This window comes from Bacillota bacterium (genome assembly GCA_029961055.1).
Classification (GTDB): Bacteria; Bacillota; Sulfobacillia; order JAIMAT01; family JAIMAT01; genus JAIMAT01.
This window is the reverse complement of sequence record JASBVM010000035.1, coordinates 1-21,887: the sequence shown is the minus strand read 5'-3', so window position 1 is coordinate 21,887 and position 21,887 is coordinate 1. Positions and strand designations below refer to the sequence as shown.

The 21,887-nt window shown below is 72.4% G+C and carries 23 protein-coding genes and 1 riboswitch; of the genes, 14 read left to right on the top strand and 9 right to left on the bottom strand.

The annotated features are described in order from the left end of the window. The 4 genes from QJR14_08380 to QJR14_08365 form a co-directional block, all read left to right on the top strand. Positions 1-461: copper amine oxidase N-terminal domain-containing protein (locus tag QJR14_08380; protein MDI3317614.1), on the top strand; the 461-nt coding region annotated here is incomplete at its 5' end. An 87-nt stretch (positions 462-548) separates the two neighbouring features. Next, positions 549-1,493: an ABC transporter ATP-binding protein gene (locus QJR14_08375; GenBank protein MDI3317613.1), complete on the top strand. Its 945-nt coding sequence runs from the start codon at positions 549-551 to the stop codon at positions 1,491-1,493. A gap of 2 nt (positions 1,494-1,495) precedes the next feature. Then, entirely contained in the window at positions 1,496-3,082 is a 1,587-nt protein-coding gene (locus tag QJR14_08370; GenBank protein MDI3317612.1) for a hypothetical protein, read from the top strand. Positions 3,083-3,267: 185 nt separating this feature from the next. After that, positions 3,268-3,852, top strand: coding sequence for a rhodanese-like domain-containing protein (locus QJR14_08365; protein ID MDI3317611.1), 585 nt, complete (start codon positions 3,268-3,270; stop codon positions 3,850-3,852). A 309-nt stretch (positions 3,853-4,161) separates the two neighbouring features. Here QJR14_08365 and QJR14_08360 read toward each other — a convergent pair whose 3' ends face one another. The 6 genes from QJR14_08360 to QJR14_08335 form a co-directional block, all read right to left on the bottom strand. Then, a complete protein-coding gene (locus QJR14_08360) occupies positions 4,162-5,640 on the bottom strand; it encodes an APC family permease (GenBank protein ID MDI3317610.1) in 1,479 nt (492 codons plus the stop codon). Next, complete coding sequence (gene argF / locus QJR14_08355) at positions 5,637-6,713, bottom strand: ornithine carbamoyltransferase (protein MDI3317609.1); 1,077 nt, start codon at positions 6,711-6,713, stop codon at positions 5,637-5,639. The genes QJR14_08360 and argF overlap by 4 nt, the downstream gene beginning before the upstream one ends. 73 nt (positions 6,714-6,786) lie before the next feature. After that, positions 6,787-8,061, bottom strand: coding sequence for an arginine deiminase family protein (locus QJR14_08350; protein MDI3317608.1), 1,275 nt, complete (start codon positions 8,059-8,061; stop codon positions 6,787-6,789). A 343-nt stretch (positions 8,062-8,404) separates the two neighbouring features. Then, positions 8,405-9,067 carry a class II aldolase/adducin family protein gene (locus tag QJR14_08345; protein MDI3317607.1) on the bottom strand — a complete coding sequence of 221 codons (663 nt, stop codon included), beginning with the start codon at positions 9,065-9,067 and terminating at the stop codon, positions 8,405-8,407. Positions 9,068-9,422: 355 nt separating this feature from the next. Continuing rightward, positions 9,423-10,259, bottom strand: a complete 837-nt coding sequence (locus tag QJR14_08340; GenBank protein ID MDI3317606.1) for an ABC transporter permease subunit — start codon at positions 10,257-10,259, stop codon at positions 9,423-9,425. Beyond that, a complete protein-coding gene (locus QJR14_08335; GenBank protein MDI3317605.1) occupies positions 10,249-11,172 on the bottom strand; it encodes an ABC transporter ATP-binding protein in 924 nt (307 codons plus the stop codon). Before QJR14_08335 ends, QJR14_08340 begins: the two co-directional genes overlap by 11 nt. Positions 11,173-11,413: 241 nt before the next feature. Here QJR14_08335 and QJR14_08330 point away from each other — a divergent pair, with 241 nt between their 5' ends. The 6 genes from QJR14_08330 (at position 11,414) to QJR14_08305 (ending at position 14,869) form a co-directional block, all read left to right on the top strand. Further along, on the top strand, positions 11,414-11,818 hold the full coding sequence (locus QJR14_08330; GenBank protein ID MDI3317604.1) for a DUF6385 domain-containing protein: 405 nt from the start codon (positions 11,414-11,416) through the stop codon (positions 11,816-11,818). A gap of 209 nt (positions 11,819-12,027) precedes the next feature. Further along, positions 12,028-12,119: riboswitch (cyclic di-GMP riboswitch) on the top strand. Positions 12,120-12,188: 69 nt separating this feature from the next. Beyond that, on the top strand, positions 12,189-12,569 hold the full coding sequence (locus QJR14_08325) for a sigma-70 family RNA polymerase sigma factor (GenBank protein ID MDI3317603.1): 381 nt from the start codon (positions 12,189-12,191) through the stop codon (positions 12,567-12,569). After that, positions 12,566-12,838 (top strand): helix-turn-helix domain-containing protein, encoded by a 273-nt coding sequence (locus QJR14_08320; protein ID MDI3317602.1) that lies wholly within the window; start codon positions 12,566-12,568, stop codon positions 12,836-12,838. The genes QJR14_08325 and QJR14_08320 overlap by 4 nt, the downstream gene beginning before the upstream one ends. Before the next feature lie 17 nt (positions 12,839-12,855). Beyond that, positions 12,856-13,290, top strand: a complete 435-nt coding sequence (locus QJR14_08315; protein MDI3317601.1) for a hypothetical protein — start codon at positions 12,856-12,858, stop codon at positions 13,288-13,290. A gap of 209 nt (positions 13,291-13,499) precedes the next feature. Then, a complete protein-coding gene (locus QJR14_08310) occupies positions 13,500-13,973 on the top strand; it encodes a DUF2089 domain-containing protein (GenBank protein ID MDI3317600.1) in 474 nt (157 codons plus the stop codon). Then, positions 13,973-14,869, top strand: coding sequence for a phosphatase PAP2 family protein (locus tag QJR14_08305; protein MDI3317599.1), 897 nt, complete (start codon positions 13,973-13,975; stop codon positions 14,867-14,869). The genes QJR14_08310 and QJR14_08305 overlap by 1 nt, the downstream gene beginning before the upstream one ends. Before the next feature lie 37 nt (positions 14,870-14,906). Here the strand turns inward: QJR14_08305 and QJR14_08300 are convergent, their stop codons facing one another. Beyond that, complete coding sequence (locus QJR14_08300) at positions 14,907-16,484, bottom strand: AMP-binding protein (GenBank protein ID MDI3317598.1); 1,578 nt, start codon at positions 16,482-16,484, stop codon at positions 14,907-14,909. 155 nt (positions 16,485-16,639) lie between these two features. On the opposite strand from QJR14_08300, the gene QJR14_08295 reads away from it, so the two are divergent. From QJR14_08295 to QJR14_08280, 4 genes are all read left to right on the top strand, one after another. Next, a complete protein-coding gene (locus QJR14_08295) occupies positions 16,640-17,053 on the top strand; it encodes a MerR family transcriptional regulator (protein MDI3317597.1) in 414 nt (137 codons plus the stop codon). Then, positions 17,050-18,702 (top strand): acyl-CoA dehydrogenase family protein, encoded by a 1,653-nt coding sequence (locus tag QJR14_08290; protein MDI3317596.1) that lies wholly within the window; start codon positions 17,050-17,052, stop codon positions 18,700-18,702. Before QJR14_08295 ends, QJR14_08290 begins: the two co-directional genes overlap by 4 nt. Positions 18,703-18,755: 53 nt before the next feature. Further along, complete coding sequence (locus QJR14_08285; protein ID MDI3317595.1) at positions 18,756-19,661, top strand: AMP-binding protein; 906 nt, start codon at positions 18,756-18,758, stop codon at positions 19,659-19,661. 175 nt (positions 19,662-19,836) lie between these two features. After that, positions 19,837-20,319 carry an OsmC family protein gene (locus QJR14_08280; GenBank protein MDI3317594.1) on the top strand — a complete coding sequence of 161 codons (483 nt, stop codon included), beginning with the start codon at positions 19,837-19,839 and terminating at the stop codon, positions 20,317-20,319. A 479-nt stretch (positions 20,320-20,798) separates the two neighbouring features. Here the strand turns inward: QJR14_08280 and QJR14_08275 are convergent, their stop codons facing one another. Together QJR14_08275 and QJR14_08270 are read right to left on the bottom strand one after the other, a co-directional pair. Next, the gene (locus QJR14_08275) at positions 20,799-21,461 is read right to left on the bottom strand and encodes a hypothetical protein (protein ID MDI3317593.1); all 663 of its coding nucleotides are present in this window, start codon (positions 21,459-21,461) and stop codon (positions 20,799-20,801) included. A gap of 155 nt (positions 21,462-21,616) precedes the next feature. Continuing rightward, the coding region (locus QJR14_08270) for a hypothetical protein (protein MDI3317592.1) at positions 21,617-21,887 on the bottom strand (271 nt) is incomplete at its 5' end.

Below are 21,887 nucleotides of genomic sequence, written 5' to 3'. Positions count from 1 at the left end.
CCAAGGTGGTGCAGGTCGACGCCTCGCAACTCCTGGGTGCGCCCGCCGGCGGGGGCGCGCCGGGTGGCGGGGGCGGGACCGCTTCCTTCCAGCACCGGATCCGCCTGGTGATCGGGCAGAAGGCGGTCGTGCGCGACGGCCAGACGCTGGTGCTCGACGCCGCGCCCTTCATCCGCGGAGGAAGGACGCTGCTCCCCATCCGTTTCGTCAGCGAGGCGATGGGCTTCCAGGTGGGCTGGGACCAGCGGACCCGGACCGTCAGCGTCCGCGGCGGCAGCACGCAGATTCAGCTGGTCGTCGGCTCGACCACCGCGCGGGTCAACGGGCGCCCCGTCCAGTTGGACGTGGCGCCGGTCGTCATCGGCGGGACCACCTTCGTGCCGGTCCGCTTCATCAGCGAGACGCTGGGCGCCCATGTGACTTGGGATGGTCGGGCGCGAGCGGTGACGGTGGAGTGGTGAGGCGCCCGGAGGCCGGAGCGCGAGCCGACGGAGCCCCGCGAGGACGGTGATTCCTCTTCCTGGCCCGGCATCGCCGGGCCTTCTCCTGTGCTAGAGTGGTCGTCGCCCGAGCCAGCACCCGCCCGGGGCCGAACGAACCGAACCAACCGAACGGAACCGAACAAGCCGAGCCAAGCCGAAAGACGAAACCGAGAAGGACCTGAAGGGAGCGGAGCGCGCACGGAAGCTGCCGCAGCACTGCTTGACGCGGAGGGGCTCACGTACGCCTACGGCGAGTACAGGGCCGTCGACGGCGCCTCCTTCGCCATCCGGCCGGGCGAGCTGGTCGCCCTGGTCGGCCGGAACGGCGCGGGGAAGTCGACGCTCCTGGAATGCCTGGCCGGGTGGCGGCGGCCGGAGCGCGGCCGGGTCCGCCTCCTGGGGACGCCTGTCGGGGAGGAAGAGGTGCGCCACCGCTCCGCGGTCCTCCTCGTTCCCGACACGCCGCCCTTCTATGAGCAGCTGACCGCGTGGGAGCACCTCGCCTTCGTGGCGCAGCTGCGCCGGAGACCCGCGGCCGAGTGGCAGCCGGAGGCGGAGCGGCTCCTCCGCCGCTTCACGCTCTGGGAGCAGCGGAACGGGTATCCCTACGCCTTCTCGCGCGGGATGCGGACGAAGCTGGCCGTGGCCGTCGCGCTGGTCGCCCGGCCGCAGGTGCTCCTCCTGGACGAGCCTTTCGGGCCGCTCGACCCGATCTCGGCGGCCGACCTCTGGCAGGAGCTGACCGCCTTCGCCACGGGTGGCGCGGAACGGGAACCGGACCGGGAACCGGAGCAGGAGCACCGCGCAGGCGGCGGGAGAACAGCTGTTCTCCTTTCCAGCCACCGCCTGCCGCCCGAGGTGGAGCCGGACCGAATCCTCGTTCTCGAGCAGGGCCGCCTCCTCGCCGAGGGAAGCCCGGCGACCCTCCGCGCCCGCTACGGGCTCGACTCCGGCGACAGCGACGCCATCCTGCGCGCGGCGCTGCTCGCGGCGCGGAGGGAGGGGCGGTGAGCGTGCCGGGAAGGCTGCGCGGCGACGGTGGGCGGGGCGGAGCGCCCTTCCTCCGGCTGCGCGCCCGCCAGCTGCGTGCCGACCTGGACTACTGGGGGCGCGTTCTGGGGCTCACCGGCCAGGAGGGGGAGCTGGCCGGGGGCTTCCAGCGCGTCTACCGGTGGTACATCCTGCTCTTCCTGGCCGGGTGGGTCGTGCTGGCCTGGGAGGCGCTGCTCGACGCGGCCCGCACGGCCCACCAGGAGATGCCCGCGGCGCTCGCCCCGCTGCTGGGCCTCGCCCTTCCGCCGCTGATCGGTCTGGGGCTCGTGGTCCTGGTCGGGCGCGCGCTTCTGGAGAGCCCGTTCCAGATGAGCGCGGCCGACGAGGCCTTTCTCGTCGGGAGCCCGCTGCCGAAGCGCGGCTGGATCCTGGTCGACTTCGCGCGGGCCGTGCTTCCCTGGCTGGCCGCCTCCCTCCCGCTCGGCGCCGCGCTGGCCGTCCTGCTCAGCGGGCGCACCGGCGACGCCTGGCCGGGAAGCCTGGCCGGCCTCCTCCTCGTCCTGGCGGCGCAGGCGCTGGCCTGGGCGGCGGGGCTCGCCCGCCTCGCCAGCCCCCGCAGGCTTGTCCGGGCCGCGCTCTGGCTCCTGCCGGCCGGGCTGCTCGCAGCCACCTACGCGCCGGGCGCCCCGGCGCGCCTGCCGGGCGAGGCCTTCCTCGACGCCGTCGGGGCGGGCGGCGCCGCGGGTGGGACCGGCCCCGGCCTCCTGGCGATCCTCGCCGGCGCCCTGCTGGTGCTGCTCGTCCTGGTGGCGGGCGCCGTCGATCTGCCGCTGGCCATCGAGGCGAGCGCGGCGCGCATCGAGCTCGGTGACCTGGCGGCGCTGCGCTGGCTCGACCCGGGCCTGGCGCGGCGGCTGAGGCGGCGGCTCGCGCTCCGCTCCGCGCGACGGCGCGGCCAACTCCCCGCGCGCTGCGGCTGGTGGGCGCTCCCCGCCCGGGTGGCGGTCGGCTTCCTGAGGCAGCCGGGGCGGATCGGGGGGCTGCTGGGCACGGGACTGGCGCTCCTGGCGGCGGTCGGCCTGGTCATGCACCCGCAGGTGGGCGGGGCCTGGTTCGCCTGGCTCCTCTTCTGGCTGGCGAGGCCGCCGCGCAGCCTCGTGGAGTGGGTGGAGGAAGCCGGGCAGGAACCCTTCCTCCGCCGCCTGGTCCCGTGGGGGGCGCTGCCGCTCCTCGCCGGCGAGGCGCTCGTCCCCGCCGCGGCCCTGGCCGTGCCGGGGGCGCCGCTCGCCCTCTACCTGGGCGCGGGGTCGGGGGCGGCGGGCGCGGCGGTGGCGCTCCTCCTGTACTGGGCGCTCCTCGCGCTGGCCGCCCTGACGCAGGGGCTGGCGGTCCTCGGCGCGGAGATCGGCGGCGCCATGGGCCGCGGCTCGGCCGACCTGCTCCTGGGGCTCGTCGGCTTCGGGACCGTCCTCCTCGCCGGCGCCCAGGGAGGCTCCCCGGTGGCGGCGCTCGTGGCCGCGCTCTTCTTCGACGCCGTCCTGGCCTGGAGCTGGGGCCGCCCGCGCCGCCCGGCGCCCGCCGCCGGGGAGGAGCCGGAGGGGGCCTGACCGAGGGCCGGAGGGCCGGCCGGGCACGGTGTCGCCCGACATGCTCCTGGACCCCTGTCCCGGGCCCCGGACCCGGGTCCGGGCGCATCTTCCCGCCCTCCCAGCTGTTGCTCCGGACAGCGCGTTCCAGCAGATAGTTGAGTAAAGCCATTGGATTGTAGGATAAGGGCCGGGAGGCGATCCGCGTGATCCGACTCGTCTGGCCCGAAGAACTGTGGCGGCTGGCCGGTGCAGAGGCCTACCGCCTCCCCGCCGGCCGCCTGGGAGAGCTGGCCGGGCACCTGCGCCGGGCCGGCCTCCGGCCCCTGGCGGCCGCCCTTCTGGCGCCGCGCGCGCATCTGGAGTTGAACGGGGCACCGCTGCCGGCGGAGCCGGAGCTGGCCGTGCCCGACGGGGCCGAGCTGGCCCTGGTTGTGCCCCCCCTGCGGCCGGAGGACCACGTGCCGCCGGAGCGCTGCCGCGAGCTCGTGGAGGAAGGGGCGCGGTTGGTGGACGTGCGCGAGCGGGACGAGTTCGCCTGGGGGCACATCCCGGGCGCGGAGAACCGCCCCCTTTCGGCCTTCCCCGACGTCTTCTCCGATCTTCTCGCCGCGCCCGCGCCCGGCGAGGACGGCAGCCCGGAGCCGGTCTTCGTCTGCCGCAGCGGCCACCGGACCCTCTGCGCGCTCACCCTCTACCGCCTCTTCGGGCGGGAGGACGGGAAGCACCTGCTCGGGGGCGTCCAGGCCTGGCAGCAGATCTACCCCATCGAAGGGCAGCCCGTGGCCTGAGGAGGAAGCGGCCTGCCGCGCGACGCCACGGTGAGCGGAGAGAGCGCGGTAGGCGCCTTCTTCCTCGACGCGCGGCGCGGCTGGCTGGCGGTCTCCTCGCCGCCCGGAGCCGGGTGACGGTCTCGGGCGACGGGCCGGGGAGCTTCCTCCGGTGGGGTACGCCACCGGCATCGGCTTCCGGGACGACCGGGTGGGCTGGCTCGGCGTCCGTTACCACGGCCGGGCCGGTGCTCCCGGCCGGGTACCGATCGAGCTCTACCGGAGCGTGGACGGCGGCCGGAGCTGGCGACCGCCGCCCTGCCCGCCGGGTTACCGCGCCGCTCCGCGCCCCGCCCCGCTGCCCGGCGTCCACGCAGCCGGCCCCGCCGCCCGCGCCCTGGACCGGAGGTAGACGACCACCCCGACCAGCACCGTGAGAACGGTGCCGCCGGTGATCTGCGCCTCGTAGACCACGACGTTCTCCGTCCCCTCGGGCGGCATGAAGAAAAAGACGCAGGCCAGCAGGATGAAGAACTCGCCCAGGAGCGCGGCCAGCCAGGCGCCCGCACGACCGCCGCCCACACGGAACGGCCGCTCCTGCTCCGGCCGCACGTAGCGCAGCCGCAGGAAGGCCGGGAACATCAGCAGGTACGGCAGCAGAAAGACGATGGACGAGAGCGCGAAGATCGTCCAGAAGACCGAGGCCACGCTCTCGAAGGTCACGTAATTGCCCACCGCCAGCACGGTCGCCACCGCACCCATCAGGAGATAGGCGTAGTCCGGGCTGCCGTAGCGCGGGTGAATGTGACCGAAGACCCCGGGTACCTGCTTGTCCAGCCCGGTGACCGCGATCACCCGGTTGGCACCCATGCTCCAGGTGACCATGTTGGCGACGAAGGTGACGAGGAGCAGCGCGGAGGCGACGTAGTAGGCGCCGGTCAGCCAGGGGACGCCGGCGCTCATCACCTTGAGCGCGTCGGTGATCCCGGTGACCACGTTGATCTTGGCCAGCGGCACCGCGGCCAGGATGCCGAAGGTGGCCAGCATGTAGACCGCCGCGATGACGACGCCCGCCAGCAGGATCGCCCTGGGCACGTCCCGCTGCGGGTCCTTGATCTCCTCGCCGGCGGAACTCATCAGCTCGAAGCCCATGTAGTTGTAGACCACCACCGGCAGGAAGGCGAGCGTGGCCGACCAGCGCGGCACCCACTCGCGCGGGGCGAAGGAGTTGGCAGGGCCATGCGCCAGGGCGAACCAGATGCCCAGTCCGCCCAGGAAGAGCAGGAGCAGGATCTTGATGGCCGCGCCGACGTTGGGGATCCACTTGTTCAGGCGGATGTCCAGGATTCCGAGGCCGACCGTCAGCCAGACCAGCGCCACGGTCACCGCCGCCTGACCGGCGTTCCCCAGGCCGGGTGCGAAGACGGACGCGAGGATCCCGGAGAAGAGCACGAAGACCGACGGCATCCAGTAGGCGACGTTGATCCAGTAGAGCCAGGCGGTCAGCGAGCCCCAGAAGGGGCCGAAGGCTTCCTTCACCCAGACGTAGATGCCGCCCTCCGACGGCCAGGCCGAGCCCAGCTCGGCAGTCACCAGGCCGTAGGGCACGAAGAAGAGCAGAATGCTGATCAGCCACCAGCCCAGCGACTGGACGCCGATGGCCGCCGAGGCGGCCACCGTGTCCGCGACCACCACGGCGCAGGCGGTGAAGAGCACCAGGTCGACCAGGCCCAGCGCTTTCCGCCACACCGGCCGGCCGTCGGGAGCCGCCCGGCCGGCCTTGCCGCCGACGCTCTCGGTCTCGCTCACTGTCCCCGTCCCCCCTCTTCCGGACGGCCGCCGAGCGCCTCGCCCAGCTCACGGACGCGGCGGTCCACCCCGGCGGGGATGCGGTCCACCCCCAGGAGGGCCACCAGGAGGCCCTTCTCCAGGTGCATGCGGTTCTCGGCCTGCTGGAAGACGATGGAATGGTCGCCGTCCATCACGTCGTCGGTCACTTCCAGCCCGCGGGCGGCCGGGAGGCAGTGCATGAAACGGGCGTGGCGGGGGGCGCGCGCCATCAGCCCGGCGTTCACCTGGTACGGCGCCATGGCCCGCTTCCGGGCCTCCGCCTCCGCTTCCTGGCCGACCCACCACCAGAGGTCGGTGTAGACGAAGTCGGCGTCGCGCACCGCGGCGACGGGATCATGGAGGAACTCCACGCGCGAGCCCGCTTCCTCCGCGTTGCGGCGGGCGACGGCCTGGACCTCGGCGGGCAGCTCGTAGCCCGGCGGGTTGGCGGCGACGAAGTCGACACCGAGCTTCGGGCACATGGTCGCGAGGCTGGCGCAGACGTTGGTGGCGTCGCCCAGGAAGGCCACCCGGATCCCGCGCAGCGTCCCCGCCACCTCGCGGATGGTGAAGGCGTCGGAGAGCGTCTGCACCGGGTGCCAGCGGTCGGTCAGCCCGTTGATCACCGGGACGCTGGCGTGCGCGGCCAGCTCCTCCAGCACCTCGTGGCGCAGAAGGCGGGCCATGATCCCCTGGACGAAGCGGCTGAGTACCCGGGCCGTGTCGCCGACGCTCTCGCGGCCGCCCAGGTGGATCTCGCCGGGCTTCAGATAGAGCGAGGTGCCGCCCAGGTCGGCCATGCCCACCTCGAAGGAGACCCGGGTACGGGTGGAGGGCTCCTCGAAGAGGAGCGCAAGGTGCTTCCGGTCCAGCAGAGGGGTCGGCACGCCCTCGCCCCAGAGCCGCTTGACCGCCGCGGCCAGGTCGAGGACGGCGACCAGCTCCTCGCGCGTCCAGTCCTGCTCCGTGATCCAGTCGCGCCCGCGGAGCGACCTCAGGCAGGCGAGGTCCACCTCGGTCAGCTCGACTTCCCCGGTCTTTCCGTCCCTCATCGGCCTACCTCCTTCGTCGCGCCGGCTCCCGCTCCGGGGCTGAGCGCCGCCGCTCCGGGCGCGGCCCGGGCGCCTAGCCGCGGACGATCACCTGGCTCATGCAGTGGGGACCTCCGTAACCGCCTGTCAGCGCGGTGAAATCCATCATGTGGGTCCGGACGCCGTGGGCGCGGAGACGCTCCTCGAAGGAGGCGCCCGCCGAGGCGACGCCGACCAGGCTTCCTTCCGCGGTGAGGAGATAGTTGGGGGCGAAGGCCTCCTGCTCGTCTTTGGTGAAGGGGATCACCTCGAAACCGCGGCTCTCGAGGAAGTGCCCGAACCGCCAGCGCTCCACGAGCCGGTAGCGGTACGAGTCCGGTGTGCCTTCGGGACGGTAGAGCTCCACCGTCGGCTCGTCGCTCCCGCGCAGGCGGTCTTCGCAGAGGACGGCCAAACGCGGCGCGAGCAGGTTGAAATAGGTGTCGAGGTGCATCTCGTCCATCTCCGCGCGCGGGTCGCGGACGACCGCCACCTCGACGTAGCCGTAGGCGCGCGCCTCCAGGAGCTGCGCGATGCCGTCGTCGTCGGAGAGGAGCCCCACGCCCTGGAAGACCAGATCGCCCGCCGGCAGGAAGTCGCCGCCCTCGAGGTGCCCCGGCGCGGCCACCCGCACGACCGGCTCGATCCCCATCTGCTCCAGCGCCAGCGCCACGTTGTCGTTCTCCGCCTTGCGGACGTCCAGCCGGAAGCGTCCGATGGCGACGCCGCGGCGGGTGGTGATCATCGGGTCGCGCAGGAAGTACTGGTTGTCGGCCGGCTCCAGGCGGAACTCGCTCACAAAGCGACTGGTGGGGTCCAGCGGGCGCGGGTTGGGCCGGATGGTGACCGTCGGCCGGAGGAGGACGAGATCGGCCAGGATGTCCGGGTGGAAGCCGCGGATCGTCTCCCACTTGCTCTCCAGGAGCTCCCTCCGGTCATCGGGACCGATGGCGGCATCGAAGTCGTAGGTGAGCGCCGCGTCGGCGGCGCGGCGGAGCCGGTCGAGCTTCTCCCCAGGGACGGGTTCGTCCGCCTGGTCGATGCAGCCACAGGTGAGCGCCTGGCGCAGGTCGATCACCCGGGCACCGCGCGCCTCCAGCTCCTCGCGGAAGCGCCGGTGCTCCGCCTTGGCCCTGACCAGGTCGAAGGGATGCAGGAAGTTGGCCGAGTGGGTCTCGAGAATGCCGAAGAGCGTCTCCACGTCCGGTTCACACAGGAGGACGACACGGGCGGTCTGCCATTCCGCCGCCTGGCAGGGGTGAAGTCGCCGACTCTCCGCCGCGGTCAGGCGGGTACCGCGCGGCCCGAAGCGCGAGAGCTGGAGTGACAACGCGGATCGACTCCTTCCTGGAGCGCTCCCGAGGCCCTCCCGCAAACCTCCCGACAACGACCGGCCGAGGATCTCGCGGCCTCTGCCTGCCGTGGACGATACGGTTGTCTTCTCGTCGCGGGGGCGGACGGGCGCGACACCCGGACTCGGCCCGGGGCCCTGCCGCTGGCATCACCTCGCTTTCAGGCTTGTCCGTCTGGTGACTCCATGGTGATTCTCAGGCAGCCGGCTGTGTCCCGCATCGGGCGGGAAGTCGGTCTTTCTCGCATCGCATGGGGTCTGCGGCCGTCGGGCCTCTGGCCGCCCCTCCGGCGGGGGCCCCGGGGAAATGCGACAGGGGGGCTCAGGGCCTGGTGCGGAGACGGGCGGCGCCGTAACCTTTCAGCTGCCGCGAGGCCTCCTCGACCTCCGCCTCGCTCAGAAGCCGCGGTTCGCCGGCCAGGACCGCCCGCCAATAGAGCTCTGCCATGGACTCCAGCAGCAGCGCGTTCCGGTAGGCCTCGTCGAGGCTTCCTCCCACGGTGACCGCGCCGTGGTTCGCAAGGAGCACGGCCTTCCGCTCGGCCCCCAGCGCGCGCACCGCGTTCTCCGCCAGCTGCTCCGAGCCGTAGACGGCGTACTCCGCCACCGGCACGGAGTCGCCCAGGAGGAGGACCATGTAGTGCATCACCGGGATCCCGCGTCCCAGGACCGCCAGCGTGGTGGCGTACATGGAGTGGGTGTGGACGATCGCGCGGGTTTCCGGACGCCTCCGGTAGATGTGGAGGTGCATGGGCGTCTCGCTGGAGGGCTCGAGATCCCCCTCCACCACCCGGCCGTCGCGGTCCAGGAGCGTGATGCTCTCCGGCGCCAGGCGCTCGTAGTCCACCCCGGAAGGGGTGATGGCGATCAGGCCGCTCGCCTCGTCGATCGCGCTGATGTTCCCGGACGTTCCGGCCACCAGCCGATCGTGCAGCATGCGCCTCGAGAACTCCGCCACCCGGCGCCGGCTCTCCTCGGCACGCATCTCTTCCACCCCCCGCGTTGCACGGGAGCCGGGGATCGGCCCGCCCCCGGCCCCGTCTCCTCCCCGCCTGCTCCGCCCCGCCCGTCGCCCCGCCCGGCGTCTACCCCGCCGACGACCGCCCTGCGGCGGCCAGGGGTGGCCTTCTGAAGGATCCCACGGCGGGAGGGCGCCTTCCTCCGGCCTTCCGTCCCCGAGCTTCCCCGACCGGGAGACTGGGCTGCCGGGCCGGCGGGTCAGCCATCCGTGATCGGGAGGCGAACATCCGTCCAAGTGGCACAGCCCAATGGCCTTCGCTTTACGGTGAGCTTGCCCTGCCCAGGCGACCGGTGCGCCCGATGGCGGGGCGACGTTGCCGTCACCGCACCTGGCTCTCGAACAGCCGGCTCCGGTCGAGCCGCCGGAGGATCTGCTGCATAACCAGAAAGTCCAAGAGCGCCAAGACCGCCCCCATGCCGACCAGCACCGCCGTATCCAGCAGCAGCGCACCGGCGAGCTGTCCGAAGAGCAGCGCCATCACCGGCAATACGATCACGCCGCCCAGCTGGTAGGCGGCCTGGAAGCTGCTCACGCGGGCGCTGATGAACACGTTGAGGAGGATGGTGCCCAGGCTCAGCGTCGGGATCACCAGCAGCATCAGGGGCACCCAGTTGGGCTGGGGGAAGAAAGGACGCCCGAACAGGGGCCAGCCGGCGACGCTGGTCGCCAACCCGTAGAGGACGAAGGTGACGAGGGAGAGTCCCATGGAGGGGAGGAAGGCGGCCAGCACCTTGCCGAGCAGCAGGCTGGTCAGGTCGACCGGCGCCAGCAGCAGGCTCTCCAGCGTTCCCCGTTCCTTCTCTCCGGCGAAGCTGTCGGCGCTGATCACGCTCGAGGTCATCAGCGGAATGAGCAGGAAGAACGGCGCGAAGACATAGTTGACCATCAGGTAGGCCAAGCGCTGGCTGACGGAGGGGAGGGAACCCAGCGCCCGGGTCAGCTCGGACGGCGGGACGCGGTCCAGGACGGCCAGCAAGGATCCCAGATTATGGATGGATCCGGCGCCATACAGGCGGAGCGCCAAGAGGAGGCCAGCGGGGAGCACGACGCCCAGTACCAGCGGAAGGATCAGCATCGGGAGCCACACCTGGATGTTGGCGAAGACCGCCTTCATGTCCTTGACCGCGATCGCCCGGATGGCCCTGCTATTCACCATGCTGCCCACGTGCGGCGTCCTCCCGGATCTTGAAGTAGAGGCTCTGAAGGTCCCGGTCGGCCACGACGGCGCTGTAGACCTCCGCGCTCCGGAGCAGCCTGCGGAGCAGCTCCGGCACGTCCCTCCTGGATCCGAGTCGGAACTCCAGCCGCCCCGGGGCAAGCCGCCGCACCGGAAACCCCTCGTAACGGTCGCCTTCCAGGGGAAGGTCCGTCTCCACCTCCAGCACGGTCTCGGTCCGGTGGCGCATCTCGAGTTCGCCCAGCGTGCCCTGCTCGATGACGCGACCGCCGTCGAGGAAGACATACCGGTGGCAGACCGCCTCCAGCTGCTGCAGCACGTGGGAGGAGAGAACGATGGTGGTGCCGTGGTTGCGGCTCCAGCGGCCGATGTCCTCCAGCACCATGCGGATGCCCTCGGGGTCCAGGCCGGAGGTGGGCTCGTCCAGGAGAAGCAGGGCCGGGCGGTGCAGCAGCGCCTTCGCCAGGCCGAGCCGCTTCCTCATCCCGGTGCTGTAGGCGGCGACTTTCCGGTCGGCGTGGGCGCCGAGGCCGAACTCCTCCAGCAGCGCCGCCGGTCGGCCGGAGTCGGTCACGCCGTAGATCTCCGCGAAGAAGCGCAGATTGTCGAGCCCGCTCAGGTGCGGGTAGAGCCCGGCGGATTCGGTGAGGACGCCGGTGATGCGCCGGATCGCGTCGCCCTCCCGCACGGGGTCGCGCCCGGCGACGCGGATGCTTCCTCCGTCCGCGCGGAGCACGCCCGCGATCAGGCGGATCGTGGTGGTCTTGCCGGCGCCGTTCGGCCCCACCAGGCCGATCACCTCGCCGGGCTGGACGGAGAAGCTGACCTGGCGGAGCACCGGTTGCTGAAAGCGCTTGGTGACCTCGTGCAGTTCGATCATCGGCTGGGCCATGGAATCCCCCGGATTCGGACGACCGGTCAGGGCGTGTGCTTCGACGTCGAGCGGATGGCATCCTCGTGGGGCCGGTCTTGCCTTTGCGCGGGTGCGGGCCGGGAAGGGGGCGTCCGTCCCCCCGCCGATGGGCGGACGGAGGACAGGCGCCCGATGGCCGCGGGGCGCCGCAGGGGACGACCACCGGGCCGCTTCCCGCATAGGCTGTCCAGCAAAGGCCAGGAAGGGGAGGCGCAGCCCGATGGCCGCAGGCGTCTCAGGAAACCGCTGCTGGATCGACGTGGCCCCTCCGGCGCCGGGATCCGGGCCGGTACCGGTGCCCGTCCAGCCGTCGGTGTTCGAGCAGTCGACGTCCGTCGCGACCGCGGACGCGCTGCAGTACTTCGGACCTCACGAGGTCGGGCTCTGGCCGCGGTACGTGTACTGGTACCTCAACACGGGCGCCAGGACGGCCTTCATCCAGCTGGAGCTGAGCCCGGACGCCGTGAACTGGTACGTGTTCGGGTCTCAGACCCTGGCCGCCGGCGTGATCGACTGGGCGTTCATCACCGCTCCACCCGCCAGGTACACGCGCCTCGGGTACCGGTCCGACGCCGCCGGCCAGCCGACTTCCCTCCGGCTCTGGGTGCAGGCGCAGATGCCTTGACCCGAAGGCACCGGGCTGCGCGCCCGCGTGATCCCCGGTTGCGAGGACTCCTCCCGTCTCGCGGCGAGGTCAGGGGGCGCGCCGGTGAAGCCGCGTCCCTTCCTGACGCGGGCAGCGCGGCAGCCAATGCGCGGCTCGGCGCCCGGCGGGCGCTACACTATTGTAGGAAGTGAATTGACTTGCACCTCTACCAGTAGGAGCTGGGCGGGCCGACGAACGGGCAAAACTGGCGAAAGCCGGTGACGCAAAGCCGCGGGCCTACCGTCCGCCTACCGCGGACCACGGCGGCCGGGCTGCCGAATCGCCGCGCCTCGATCCTCGTCCTCCTCTTCCCTCCCCCGCCCCGCCTGGCCGCAAGGGGGCGTGCCGAATGCGCCTTGCGGACGAACCGTACGAGGCCGGCCGGCGCCTTCTCGGATACCTGCGGGCGTTCGTGCAGCGCCTGGCCGCGCGCGAGCACGCCCGCCGGAACCGGCGGGAAGCCCACGAGCTGCCCCTGGACGCCGAAGCCGAGTCGAGACCCGCGGCGCACAACCCCGAAGAGGAAGCGCTCTCCGCGGTCTTCCTCGAGCAGCTCCTCTGCCGCCTGGACGCCCGCGAGCGGCGCGTGGTGACGGCCACCGTCCTCGAGGGGCGGACCGAGGCCGAGCTGGCGCGGGAGCTGGGGATCAGCCAGCAGCGCGTGGCCGCCTTGCGCAGGCGCGCGCTCGAGAAGCTGCGACGCTTCCTGGAGGAGGCGGAGGAGCCGTGACCGCGCTCGCCATCTCGCCCACCCGTGGCGAGCTGCTCCGGTTGGCCCAGCGCGTGGTCGAAGGCGACGGGAGCGCGCTGGAGCCGTTGCTCCGGGCGTTCGAGCGCCCCATCCGCCGGGCCGCCTGGCGCAACGGGCGCGTCGACCCGGAGGTGGCGGACGCCCTGCGCGCCGAGCTGGCCATCGTCCTGCTCGGGGTCGTCCGCCGCGGCCTCCCGCGCCCAGCCGGCCCGCGCGGCTCGAGGCGCCCCTGCGGCCGCGGGACGTGAGCGGCGGGGCGGTCGGGTTGTCCGCGACCACGGGCCTCTTCACCTACTCCAACCTGGGCACGCTGGCCGGTGCGTCGCTGGCGACCGCCCTGGTGCTGGAGGCGATCCGGCCGCTGCCGGGGCTGCACCGGCTTCCTGCGCGGCTGGTCGCCCTTCCCGTGGCCACGCTTCTCCTCGCCCTGGCGGAGGCCGCCCGCGGGGATCTGCGCCCCGGGGATGCGCCCCTTCTGGTCCTCAACGGCCTCCTCGTCGCCTCGGCCGCGACGAGTCTGCGCTGCCGCCGCGCGCGGCCGTCGAGCGTGCGGATCACCATCGCCTACGCGGTGCGACGGAAGGGGAGCCCTCAGCCGCCGGGTCCGCCGCCGGCCTCGGCGACGGTGGTGACCACGTCCGCGACAGGCCGGGCGGTCCCCGGCGCGCGCAGGACGACGACGCGTACGCCCCGGAGGTGAAGGCCGCCTCGACCGGTCCTCCTCCCCGGGGACTCGGCTCCGCCGAGGTTGCCGCCCGGGGGAACCTGGCAGCCGCTCGAGCCGGCGACGGCGGCGGACGGCCGGACCCGTGCCTGGGCCCGTCCAGACCGGTATGATGGCGCTGGCGCCAGCCGACGTGACGGTGGGAAGTGCGACGCCGGAGCCCACGACGGAAGAGGGTCGGCCGGATGGAACTTCCTGGCGGATGCCCCAACTGCGGGGGACCCCTGGAGATTCGCGAGGTGGTCTGCCGCGCCTGCGACACGGTGATCCGGTCGCACTACGAGCCGAGCGGCTTCGACCGGCTGGATCCGGACCGGCGGCGGTTCGCCCTGCTCTTTCTGCGCGCGGCCGGCAACCTGCGCGAGATGGAGCGCCTCCTGGGCGTCTCCTACCCCACGGTGCGCAAGAAGCTCGACGAGGTGATCGAGGCGCTGGGCGGGCCGGTGACGGCCGAGCGCGACGGCGACGCGGACGCGGAGCGGCGCCGGCTGCTGGAGGAGGTCCGGCGGGGCGAGCTGGGCGTCGAGCAGGCGCTCGCCCAGATCGAGCGGTGGAGGCGTCGAGAGGGCCGGGGTGGTCCGGACGCCGCGGATGGCGACGCCGACCCGACCGCCGGCCGGGACCGCCGGGAGGCCGAAGAAGAAGGGAAGAGCAGCTGATGCCCGCCCAACCCGGACCGGGACCGCTCCACCAGCTTCTCGACCCGGGCGTCAACCTGTGGCTGCAGCAGTTCTCGACGCCGTGGCTGGACAGGTGGATGGTGGCGATCACCACCCTCGGATCGGCGACCTTCTACATGCTCCTCCTGCCGCCGGTCTACTGGCTGGCGGGGAGGCGCGAGGGGCACCGGCTCTTCTTCCTTTTTCTCGTGTCGATGTGGCTGAACGGCTTCTTCAAGGCGTTCTTCGCCCTGCCGCGCCCGTCGGCCGCGGAGGGCGTCCGCCAGGTGGTGGTCGAGACCTCGAACGGCTTCCCCTCCGGTCACGCGCAGGGCTCGGTCACCCTCTGGGGCTTCCTCGCCGCCGAGCACCGCCGGATCTGGCCGCTCTCCGTGCTCGTCATCGTGCTGGTCTGCCTCTCCCGCCTCTACCTGGGCGTCCACTACCTGGCGGACGTCGCGGGCGGCCTGGTCATCGGGGCCGCCGTCCTCGCCCTCTTCGAGCTGGGTGCCCGCCGGGGCTGGGGATCCGGCTGGCCGAGGCCGCTCAAGCTCCTCCTGGCCGTCGCCGTCCCGCTGGCGCTCTGGCCGGTCTACCGGAGCCCCACCGCCGACCAGGAGCTCGGCTTCCTGATGGGCCTCCTGGTCAGCGACCTCTGGGCGCTCGAGGCGGTCGCCTACGAGGAAGGCGGCCTCTGGTGGCAGCAGGTGCTGAAGGTCGCGATCGGCCTCGGCGGCTTCGCCCTCCTCTTCGCCCTCCACGGCCTCCTCCTGCCCGGGGAAGGCCTGCTCTCCATGCTCGGCTACGCGCTGATCTCCCCGTGGGTGACCGTCGCCGCCCCGTGGATCTTCACGCGGCTGGGTCTGAGCGCGCCGCGCCCGCCTCGGCCTGCATAGGGGCCGGCGGGCGCCGCCCCCGGCCGGGGGCGGGGGACTACTCGCCCGCCGCCTGCGCGCGGACGCCGGGCCCGGCGGCCATCTTCTTCAATTCCTCCCGGATCGGCTTGCCCTGCGGCGTCCTGGGAAAGTCTTCGACCAGGATCACCTGGCGAGGAACTTTGTAAGGTACCAGTTCCTTCCGGCAAAGCTCCAGCAGCTCCTCGGGCGCCGCCTCGACGCCCTCCTTCAGCCGCACGAAGGCGATGGGGACCTCTCCCTTGGTCGGGTGGGACGACCCGACCACGATCGCCTCGGCCACGGCGGGATGATGGTAGAGGACGGTCTCGACTTCCTTGGGATAGATGTTGTATCCGCTGTAGATGATCATGTCCTTCAGCCGGTCCACCATGTAGAGATAGCCGTCGCTGTCCTGCCGCAGGACGTCACCGGTATGCAGCCACCCGTCCGGGTCCAGAACCTGCCGGCTCTCCTCCGGCCGGTTCCAGTATCCCCTCATGACGTTGAAGCCGCGGACCCACAGCTCGCCCGGCTCTCCCGGCGGCAGCTCCCGCCCGTCGGGCCCGACGATCTTGACCTCCGTCCCCGGCAGGGGCTGGCCGCAGGAGCCGTACCTCCTCTTCTCCGGGTCGGGCGGTTGCAGCGACGCGATGGGCGACACCTCCGTCTGGCCGTATCCCTCGACGACCACGATCCCCGTCTTCTCCTCAAAGGCCCTCTGCACCTCGACCGGCACGGGGGCCGCGCCCACGACGCCGACGCGGAGCGACGAGAGGTCGAGATGCTCGCCGGACTCGCTGTGGAGAAGCTGGTTGAGCAGGATGTACATGCTCGGCACGCCGTCCATGAACGTCGCCCTGTAGCGGGCGATGTCCTCCGCCACGCCCCGCGGGTGGAACTGGTCCCGGACGACGATCGTCCCGCCGAGGTAGAGGAACTGCAGAAACTCGACCGAGATGGCGAACACGTGAAAGTAAGGCAGGGTGTTGACGACGGTCTCCTCCGACGACATGCCCAGAACCTGCGCCAGCACCCGCACCACGCCGAGCATGGCGCCGTGCGTGAGCATCGCCCCTTTGGGCGTGCCCGTCGTGCCCGACGTGTAGAGGATCATCATCACGTCGTCGTCGGAGAGAGAGGGCAGAGGGGTCGGGGGAAGCGGCCGCCGCATCGCCCGGTGCGCGTCCAGGGCGCCCTCCGGTGCCCCTTCCCGGTCGCGGTCCCAGACGATCACCTTCTCCAGCGCCCGGAACGGCCGGCGGCGATGTTCGTCCAGCACCCTCTCGCCCACGGGGCGGTGGGCCAGCAGCAGCTTCGCCTCCACGTCTTCCAGAAGGAAGCGGAGTTCCCTCTCGGTGAGCGACGGGTTGAGCGGGGTCGCGACCGCACCCCGCTTGGCCACGGCACCCAGACTGACCAGGATCTCCGGCGAGTTGCCCATGGCGATGGCCACATGGTCGCCGGGCCTCACGCCCTGCTCCGCCAGCAGATAGGCCAGGCGATCGGTCAGCTCGTCGTACTGGTGAAACGTGATCGGCTCGTCGTGGTAGATCAGGAAGACCTTCTCCCCGCGCTCCCTCGCCTGGCGACGGATCCAATCAGGAAGGACCGGCACGGATCATCCCTCCCCACCGCGTTCTCGGGACAAGTCTACTCCGGCTCCGCGCCCGGCCCGCCCCCGGCGATGGTTCACCCGCGGCAACGCGTTATCACGGTAGGTTGACGTTTACGTCAGCGTGAGGTATCAAGAGGCGGGAGAGATCGACGCAGATGCCCACGTCCCGGCGACGCTACACCATCTCCGAGCTGGCGGAGGCCTTCGACACCACGCCGCGCACGCTCCGCTACTACGAGGAACTCGGGCTCCTGGCCCCCGAGCGCGAGGGTCCCCACCGGCTCTACGGCGAGCGCGACCGGGTGCGCCTCAGGCTCATCCTGCGCGGGCGACGGCTCGGTTTCAGCCTGCAAGAGATCCGCCAGATGCTGGACCTCTACGACGTCGACCGGAGCGAGGTCACCCAGCTGCGCGACGTGCTGCGCAGGGGCCGACAGCGCATCGCCGAGGTGGAGGCGCAGATCGCCGACCTCCGGGCCCTGCTGGAGGAGCTGCGGGACCGGGAGGCCCAGTTGGAGCGGCTGCTCGAGCAGAAGACCGGCAGCCGAGAGGAGGCAGATCCGCCGTGAGGTTTCAGTCCTATGCATACGGCAGGAACCACTTCACCCTGGACCCGGACCTGCAGGCCGTGCTCCGGCACTTCTGGCCCGACGCCCGGGCCCACTGGCCGGAGCTCGAGCGCTGGGGCGAGCTCCTGGGCGGCGAGGCCTACAAGGTCGGCTACCACGTCGACCAGGAAGCCCCGCCCGTCCTCGTGATGCACGACCTGGACGGGAACCGCGTGGACCGCGTGCGGCTCTCCCCCGCCCAGGAGGCCCTGCTCCCCAAGCTCGCGCCGCTCATGGAACCGCCCTACCGGGGCGGGAGCTGGCACCACCACTACGCGCTCGGGTACCTCCTGGCCGACCCCGGGCTGTACTGCATCCTGACCATCACCCAGCAGGTCGCCTACGCCGTCCACAAGTACGCGCCCGAGCAGAGCGCGTGGAAGGAGCGCCTCCTCGCCGGCGAAGCGTGGGGCGCCACCTGGATGACCGAGATCCAGGGAGGAAGCGACCTCGGCGCGAACCGGACCACCGCCCGGCGCGCCGACCCGGGAGGCCGGCTCTGGCTCCTCTCGGGCGGGGACAAGTACTTCGCCAGCGGCGCCGGCCTCGCCGACGTCGCCGTCGTCACCGCCCGGCCCGAGGGCGCGCCGGAGGGGCCCAAGGGGCTGGCCCTCTTCCTCGTCCCCCGCCTCCGCCGCGACGGCACGCTCAACTTCCGCGTGCGGCGCCTCAAGGAGAAGAGCGCCACCCGCGCCGTCCCCTCCGGCGAGGTGGAGCTGGAGGAGGCCGAGGCCTTCCTGATCGGGGAGGCCGGCCAGGGCATCTACTACACCCTGGAGGTCCTCACCTCGTCCCGGCTGGCCAACGCCGTCGCCGCCATGGGCATCGCCCAGAAGGCGCGCCTGGAGGCGCTCTTCCGCGTCACCCGGCGGACCGCCTTCGGCCGGGCGCTGGCGGAGCACCCGCTGGTGCGGCGCGACCTGGTCGACCTGGCCGTCCGCCAGGCGGGCGGGCTCGCCCTCGCCTTCCGCGCCGTCGACGCCTTCGACAAGAGCTGGCACGAGCGGCCGCCCTACAGCCCGGAGTACCACTACGCCCGCTTCCTCTCGCACCTGGCGAAGAACCGGACCGCCGACCACGCCGCGGAGAGCACCCGCCTGGCGATGGAGCTCTTCGGCGGGCTGGGCTTCCTGGAGGAGTACGCGGTGGCGCGCTGGCACCGGGAGGCGCTGATCACGCCCATCTGGGAGGGGACGAGCAACATCCAGGCGCTGGACCTGCTCGAGGCCATGGTGAAGAAGCGGGCGCACGAGAGCTTCCTGGCCGAGTTCGTCCCGATGCTGGAGGAAGCCGGCACGCCGGAGGCCGCCGAGGCGCGGCGCGTCATCGAGGGCGAGCTGGCGCGGCTGGCCGCGGCCGGGCCGGAGGAGGCGGAGTGGTACGCCAAGCACGCCCTCACCCGCCTGGCCGACGCCGCCCAGGTCGGGCTCCTCTACCGGCTGGCCCGGAGCGGGGGCGAGCGCTACGCGCGGCTGGCGACGCTCTACGCGCGGAGGTTCCTCTTCGGGGAGGAGTACCCTTCCTGGGCGCTGAGCGAGCCCGGGATCGTCGAGCTGCCGGAGACCGCCGAGGAAGCCGGGCGAGAGGAGGGCGTGGGGATCCATGCGTGAACTGGTGGTGCACCAGCTCCTCTTCCACACCGTGAACGAGCGGCGTCACCTGGCTGAACATGGTCCCGACGCAGCTCGACATGCTGCTCGAGGCGGCCGCCGCCCGGCAGCTGGATCGCCTCCCCGTCAAGGTGCTGACCGGGGGGAGCGCGCTGGCCGCCGGCCTGGCCTCCCGCGCCCGCGCCCTGGGCGTCCGCTACAGCCTGATCTACGGCGGCTCCGACCAGCTGGCCACCGCCATCTCCGTCGTCCCCGAGGAAGTCGACCCCGCCAGCGACGCCGGGGCGGAGATCCTGCGCACCGGCACGCGCCCGCTCCCCATGGTGGAGGTGGAGATCCGCGACGCCGCCGGCCGCCCGGTCCCCCACGACGGCCGGAGCATCGGCGAGGTGCACGTGCGGAGCCCCTGGCTTCCTCCCGAGGGCTATCACGGGGATGCGGAGGCGAGCGACGCCGCCTACCGGGACGGCTGGTTCCGCAGCGGCGACCTGGCGGTCCGCCTGCCCAACGGCCTCGTCTACGTGGTCGACCGCGAGAAGGACGCGATCAAGAGCGGCGGCGAGTGGATCCCGAGCGCGGTGCTGGAGGCGGTGATCTCCCGCCATCCCAAGGTCGCCTCCGTCGCCGTCCTCGCCCAGCCCGACCCGCGCTGGGGCGAGCGCCCCGTCGCCGTCATCCAGCCCAAGGAAGCGCCACCGGCACCCTCAGCGCCCGGGGCGTCCGCAGCGCCCGGGGCGTCCTCAGCGCCCGGGGCGTCCGCAGCGCCCGCAGCGTTCGACGAAGGGGAGCTCCTCGACTTCCTCCGCGCCGCGGTCGAGGCGGGGGAGATCGCGCGCTTCTGGATCCCGGACCGCGTGGTCGTCGTCCCCGAGCTGCCCGTCACCAGCGCGGGCAAGATCCACAAGGCGGCGCTCCGGGCGCAGCTGGGCATCCCGGCGGGCGAGCCGGCGGCGGGCTGACCCTCCCGCGGTCGACGCCCCCCGCACGGGCGGCCCGGGGGACGCAGAGGACCGCGAAGACCGCGAAGAGCCGGGGGCCCGGCGGCCCCGGGCTCTTCGCTCTGGTCCATGGCCGCCCCTGCGTCTATGATTATTCCGACTGGTTTACTCCATATTGATCGGGAGGTGCCCGTGCGTGGCGGTTGCAGCAGGCGGGGGCGTTCCCGCGGGAGCGCAGGCCAAGGTGGAGATGGCGGCTTCGAGCCGGTGGCTGGGCGGCGCCAAGGCGCTGCACAGGGTGCGGAACCTCGGCCGCTTCCTGACCGACGAGCCTGCTCAGGCGGGCGGGGAGGACGCCGGGCCCAACCCCTTGGAGGCGGTGCTGGCGGCGCTCAACGGCTGCCTGACGGTGATGGTGACCAGGATCGCCCGCGAGCTGGGCCTCACGGTCGACAACCTCGAGATCGAGAGCCGCGGCGACCTCGACCCGCGCGGCATGATGGGCGCCGCCGGCGTGCGCCGCCACTTCGAGCACGTCGAAGCCCGCGTGCGCATCGGGACTCCGGCCCCCGACGAGCAGCTCGAAGAGCTGCGCCGGCGCGTGGAGGACCGCTGCCCGGTCTCGAGCCTCCTGCGAGCTGCGGGCGTCGACCTGAAGGTCACCTGGACCCGGGCCTGATCGTCCTTCCTCGAGCGACCCCCTGCGGGACGGAGCTCCTCCGGTCGGCAAGGCCGGAGGACTCTCTTCTTCATCCACGGAGGCGCGGGCAGACGGGCCCGGGCCCCGCCGGGACGGACCGGCGGACGCCGGTGCGCCGCATCCTGTCGGGGTCCCGTCGCGGTCTCGCAGCCGCGTCTTCCGGCTGGTCGCCTTTCACGGGCCGCAACTTGGCCAAGCCAAGGGAAAGGCGTCTTATCTGTAAAGACATCTTGGTTGCCGATCCCCTTGCACCGCGCACCCATCCGCACGGAATCCCCAGGAAGTCATGCTCTTTCGACCCAGGCACCGGTCCGCATCACCGGAATCCGTGCACGCATCGCAGCAACCCCGCAGCCACCCCTGCCGCCCCTTCCACACCGCGCAATGCCGTGCCGTGCGTGCGCGGCCACTGCCGATCGGGATCGTGACGGTCGCGAGCGGGTGCGGTCGCGAGCTCCTCAGGGGCCGGCCGAGCCCCTGCGCTCCGCGACAAGCTTCCAGCTGGCTCCGCCGTCGACGGTCGCAAAGAGCTTCTCGACCTCGGGCGAGTCGCCGCCCCCGGTGTTGTAGGTCGTGACCAGAAACCCGGCCCTGGCGTTCTCGAAGAAGAGCGAGACGGGCACGTCGTAGTTCGCGCCGGTGTCGAGCGCCTGTTCCGTCCACGTGGAGCCGCCGTCGGAGGTGCGGGCCAGCAGCTTCCGGTAGTCGAGCACGCCCTGGGAGTCGGCGGTCTGCACCGAGAAAGCGACCCAGGCGTGGTCGGCGTCCGCGAACCAGGCGACCGGGCTGGGCGGGTAGAGCACGACGGCGGTCGAACGGAGCGACTTCGGCGTGACGTCGTGCCAGGAACCCTGCTCCAGCCGCCAGACGTGCACCCCCCTGCCGTCGCGCTCGAGCGCCCAGGCGGTTCCACCCGCCGTGACGCGGACGTCGGTGCCCGGCGCGAAGCGGCCCAGGCCGGGACCTGCGGCGGCGCCCGGCGCCGATCGCCCCTGCGGCGCGGGGACGCTGGGCGGCGCCGCGGGCGAACCCCCTGTCAGGCTGCACCCTGCCAGCAGGAGTCCCGGCCCGAGCATCACCGTGCCCACGAGGACGAGGAGGAAGCGGTGGAAACGAGCCATCCTTCGGGCCTCCTTGTTCTCCCTCACGGACAGGATCGCGTTTGCCTGTACCTCCACAGGGCAGGACGCTGCCTGTCGCGCCGCGGTTCCATCCGCGCGAGAAAGCGTCGCCGGCAGCGACGGACGCCGGTCGTCTCCTCGCCTCCCTCCTTCCCTCAGCGCGGCCCCGTACCCGCGGCCGTCTCCCCCGCCGGCCAGACGTCGCTCCGCAGCAGGCGGACGGCCCATACGCCCACCAGCACGGCCACGGCGAAAACCGCCGCCTCGGTGACCGGCAGGCTCCGCGTCCAGAGGGGCAGAACCCCGGCCAGTGCGTCCGCGCCGGTGTGGATCCCGAAGGCGGCCAGCCAAAGGGCGAAAGAGCGGCGCAGCACCGCCACCCCGACCACCACGCTCATCGCCACCTGCAGCGTCAGGGCCGAGACC

What these genes read in the sequence shown, in the direction of transcription:
- argF (MDI3317609.1), bottom strand. Translation starts at nt 6,713, where the DNA reads ATGAGGGACGGAAAGACCGGGGAAGTCGAGCTGACCGAGGTGGACCTC.
- QJR14_08345 (MDI3317607.1), bottom strand. Translation starts at nt 9,067, where the DNA reads ATGCGTGCCGAGGAGAGCCGGCGCCGGGTGGCGGAGTTCTCGAGGCGC.
- QJR14_08340 (MDI3317606.1), bottom strand. Translation starts at nt 10,259, where the DNA reads ATGGTGAATAGCAGGGCCATCCGGGCGATCGCGGTCAAGGACATGAAG.
- QJR14_08335 (MDI3317605.1), bottom strand. Translation starts at nt 11,172, where the DNA reads ATGGCCCAGCCGATGATCGAACTGCACGAGGTCACCAAGCGCTTTCAG.
- QJR14_08330 (MDI3317604.1), top strand. Translation starts at nt 11,414, where the DNA reads ATGGCCGCAGGCGTCTCAGGAAACCGCTGCTGGATCGACGTGGCCCCT.
- QJR14_08325 (MDI3317603.1), top strand. Translation starts at nt 12,189, where the DNA reads ATGCGCCTTGCGGACGAACCGTACGAGGCCGGCCGGCGCCTTCTCGGA.
- QJR14_08310 (MDI3317600.1), top strand. Translation starts at nt 13,500, where the DNA reads ATGGAACTTCCTGGCGGATGCCCCAACTGCGGGGGACCCCTGGAGATT.
- QJR14_08305 (MDI3317599.1), top strand. Translation starts at nt 13,973, where the DNA reads ATGCCCGCCCAACCCGGACCGGGACCGCTCCACCAGCTTCTCGACCCG.
- QJR14_08295 (MDI3317597.1), top strand. Translation starts at nt 16,640, where the DNA reads ATGCCCACGTCCCGGCGACGCTACACCATCTCCGAGCTGGCGGAGGCC.
- QJR14_08275 (MDI3317593.1), bottom strand. Translation starts at nt 21,461, where the DNA reads ATGGCTCGTTTCCACCGCTTCCTCCTCGTCCTCGTGGGCACGGTGATG.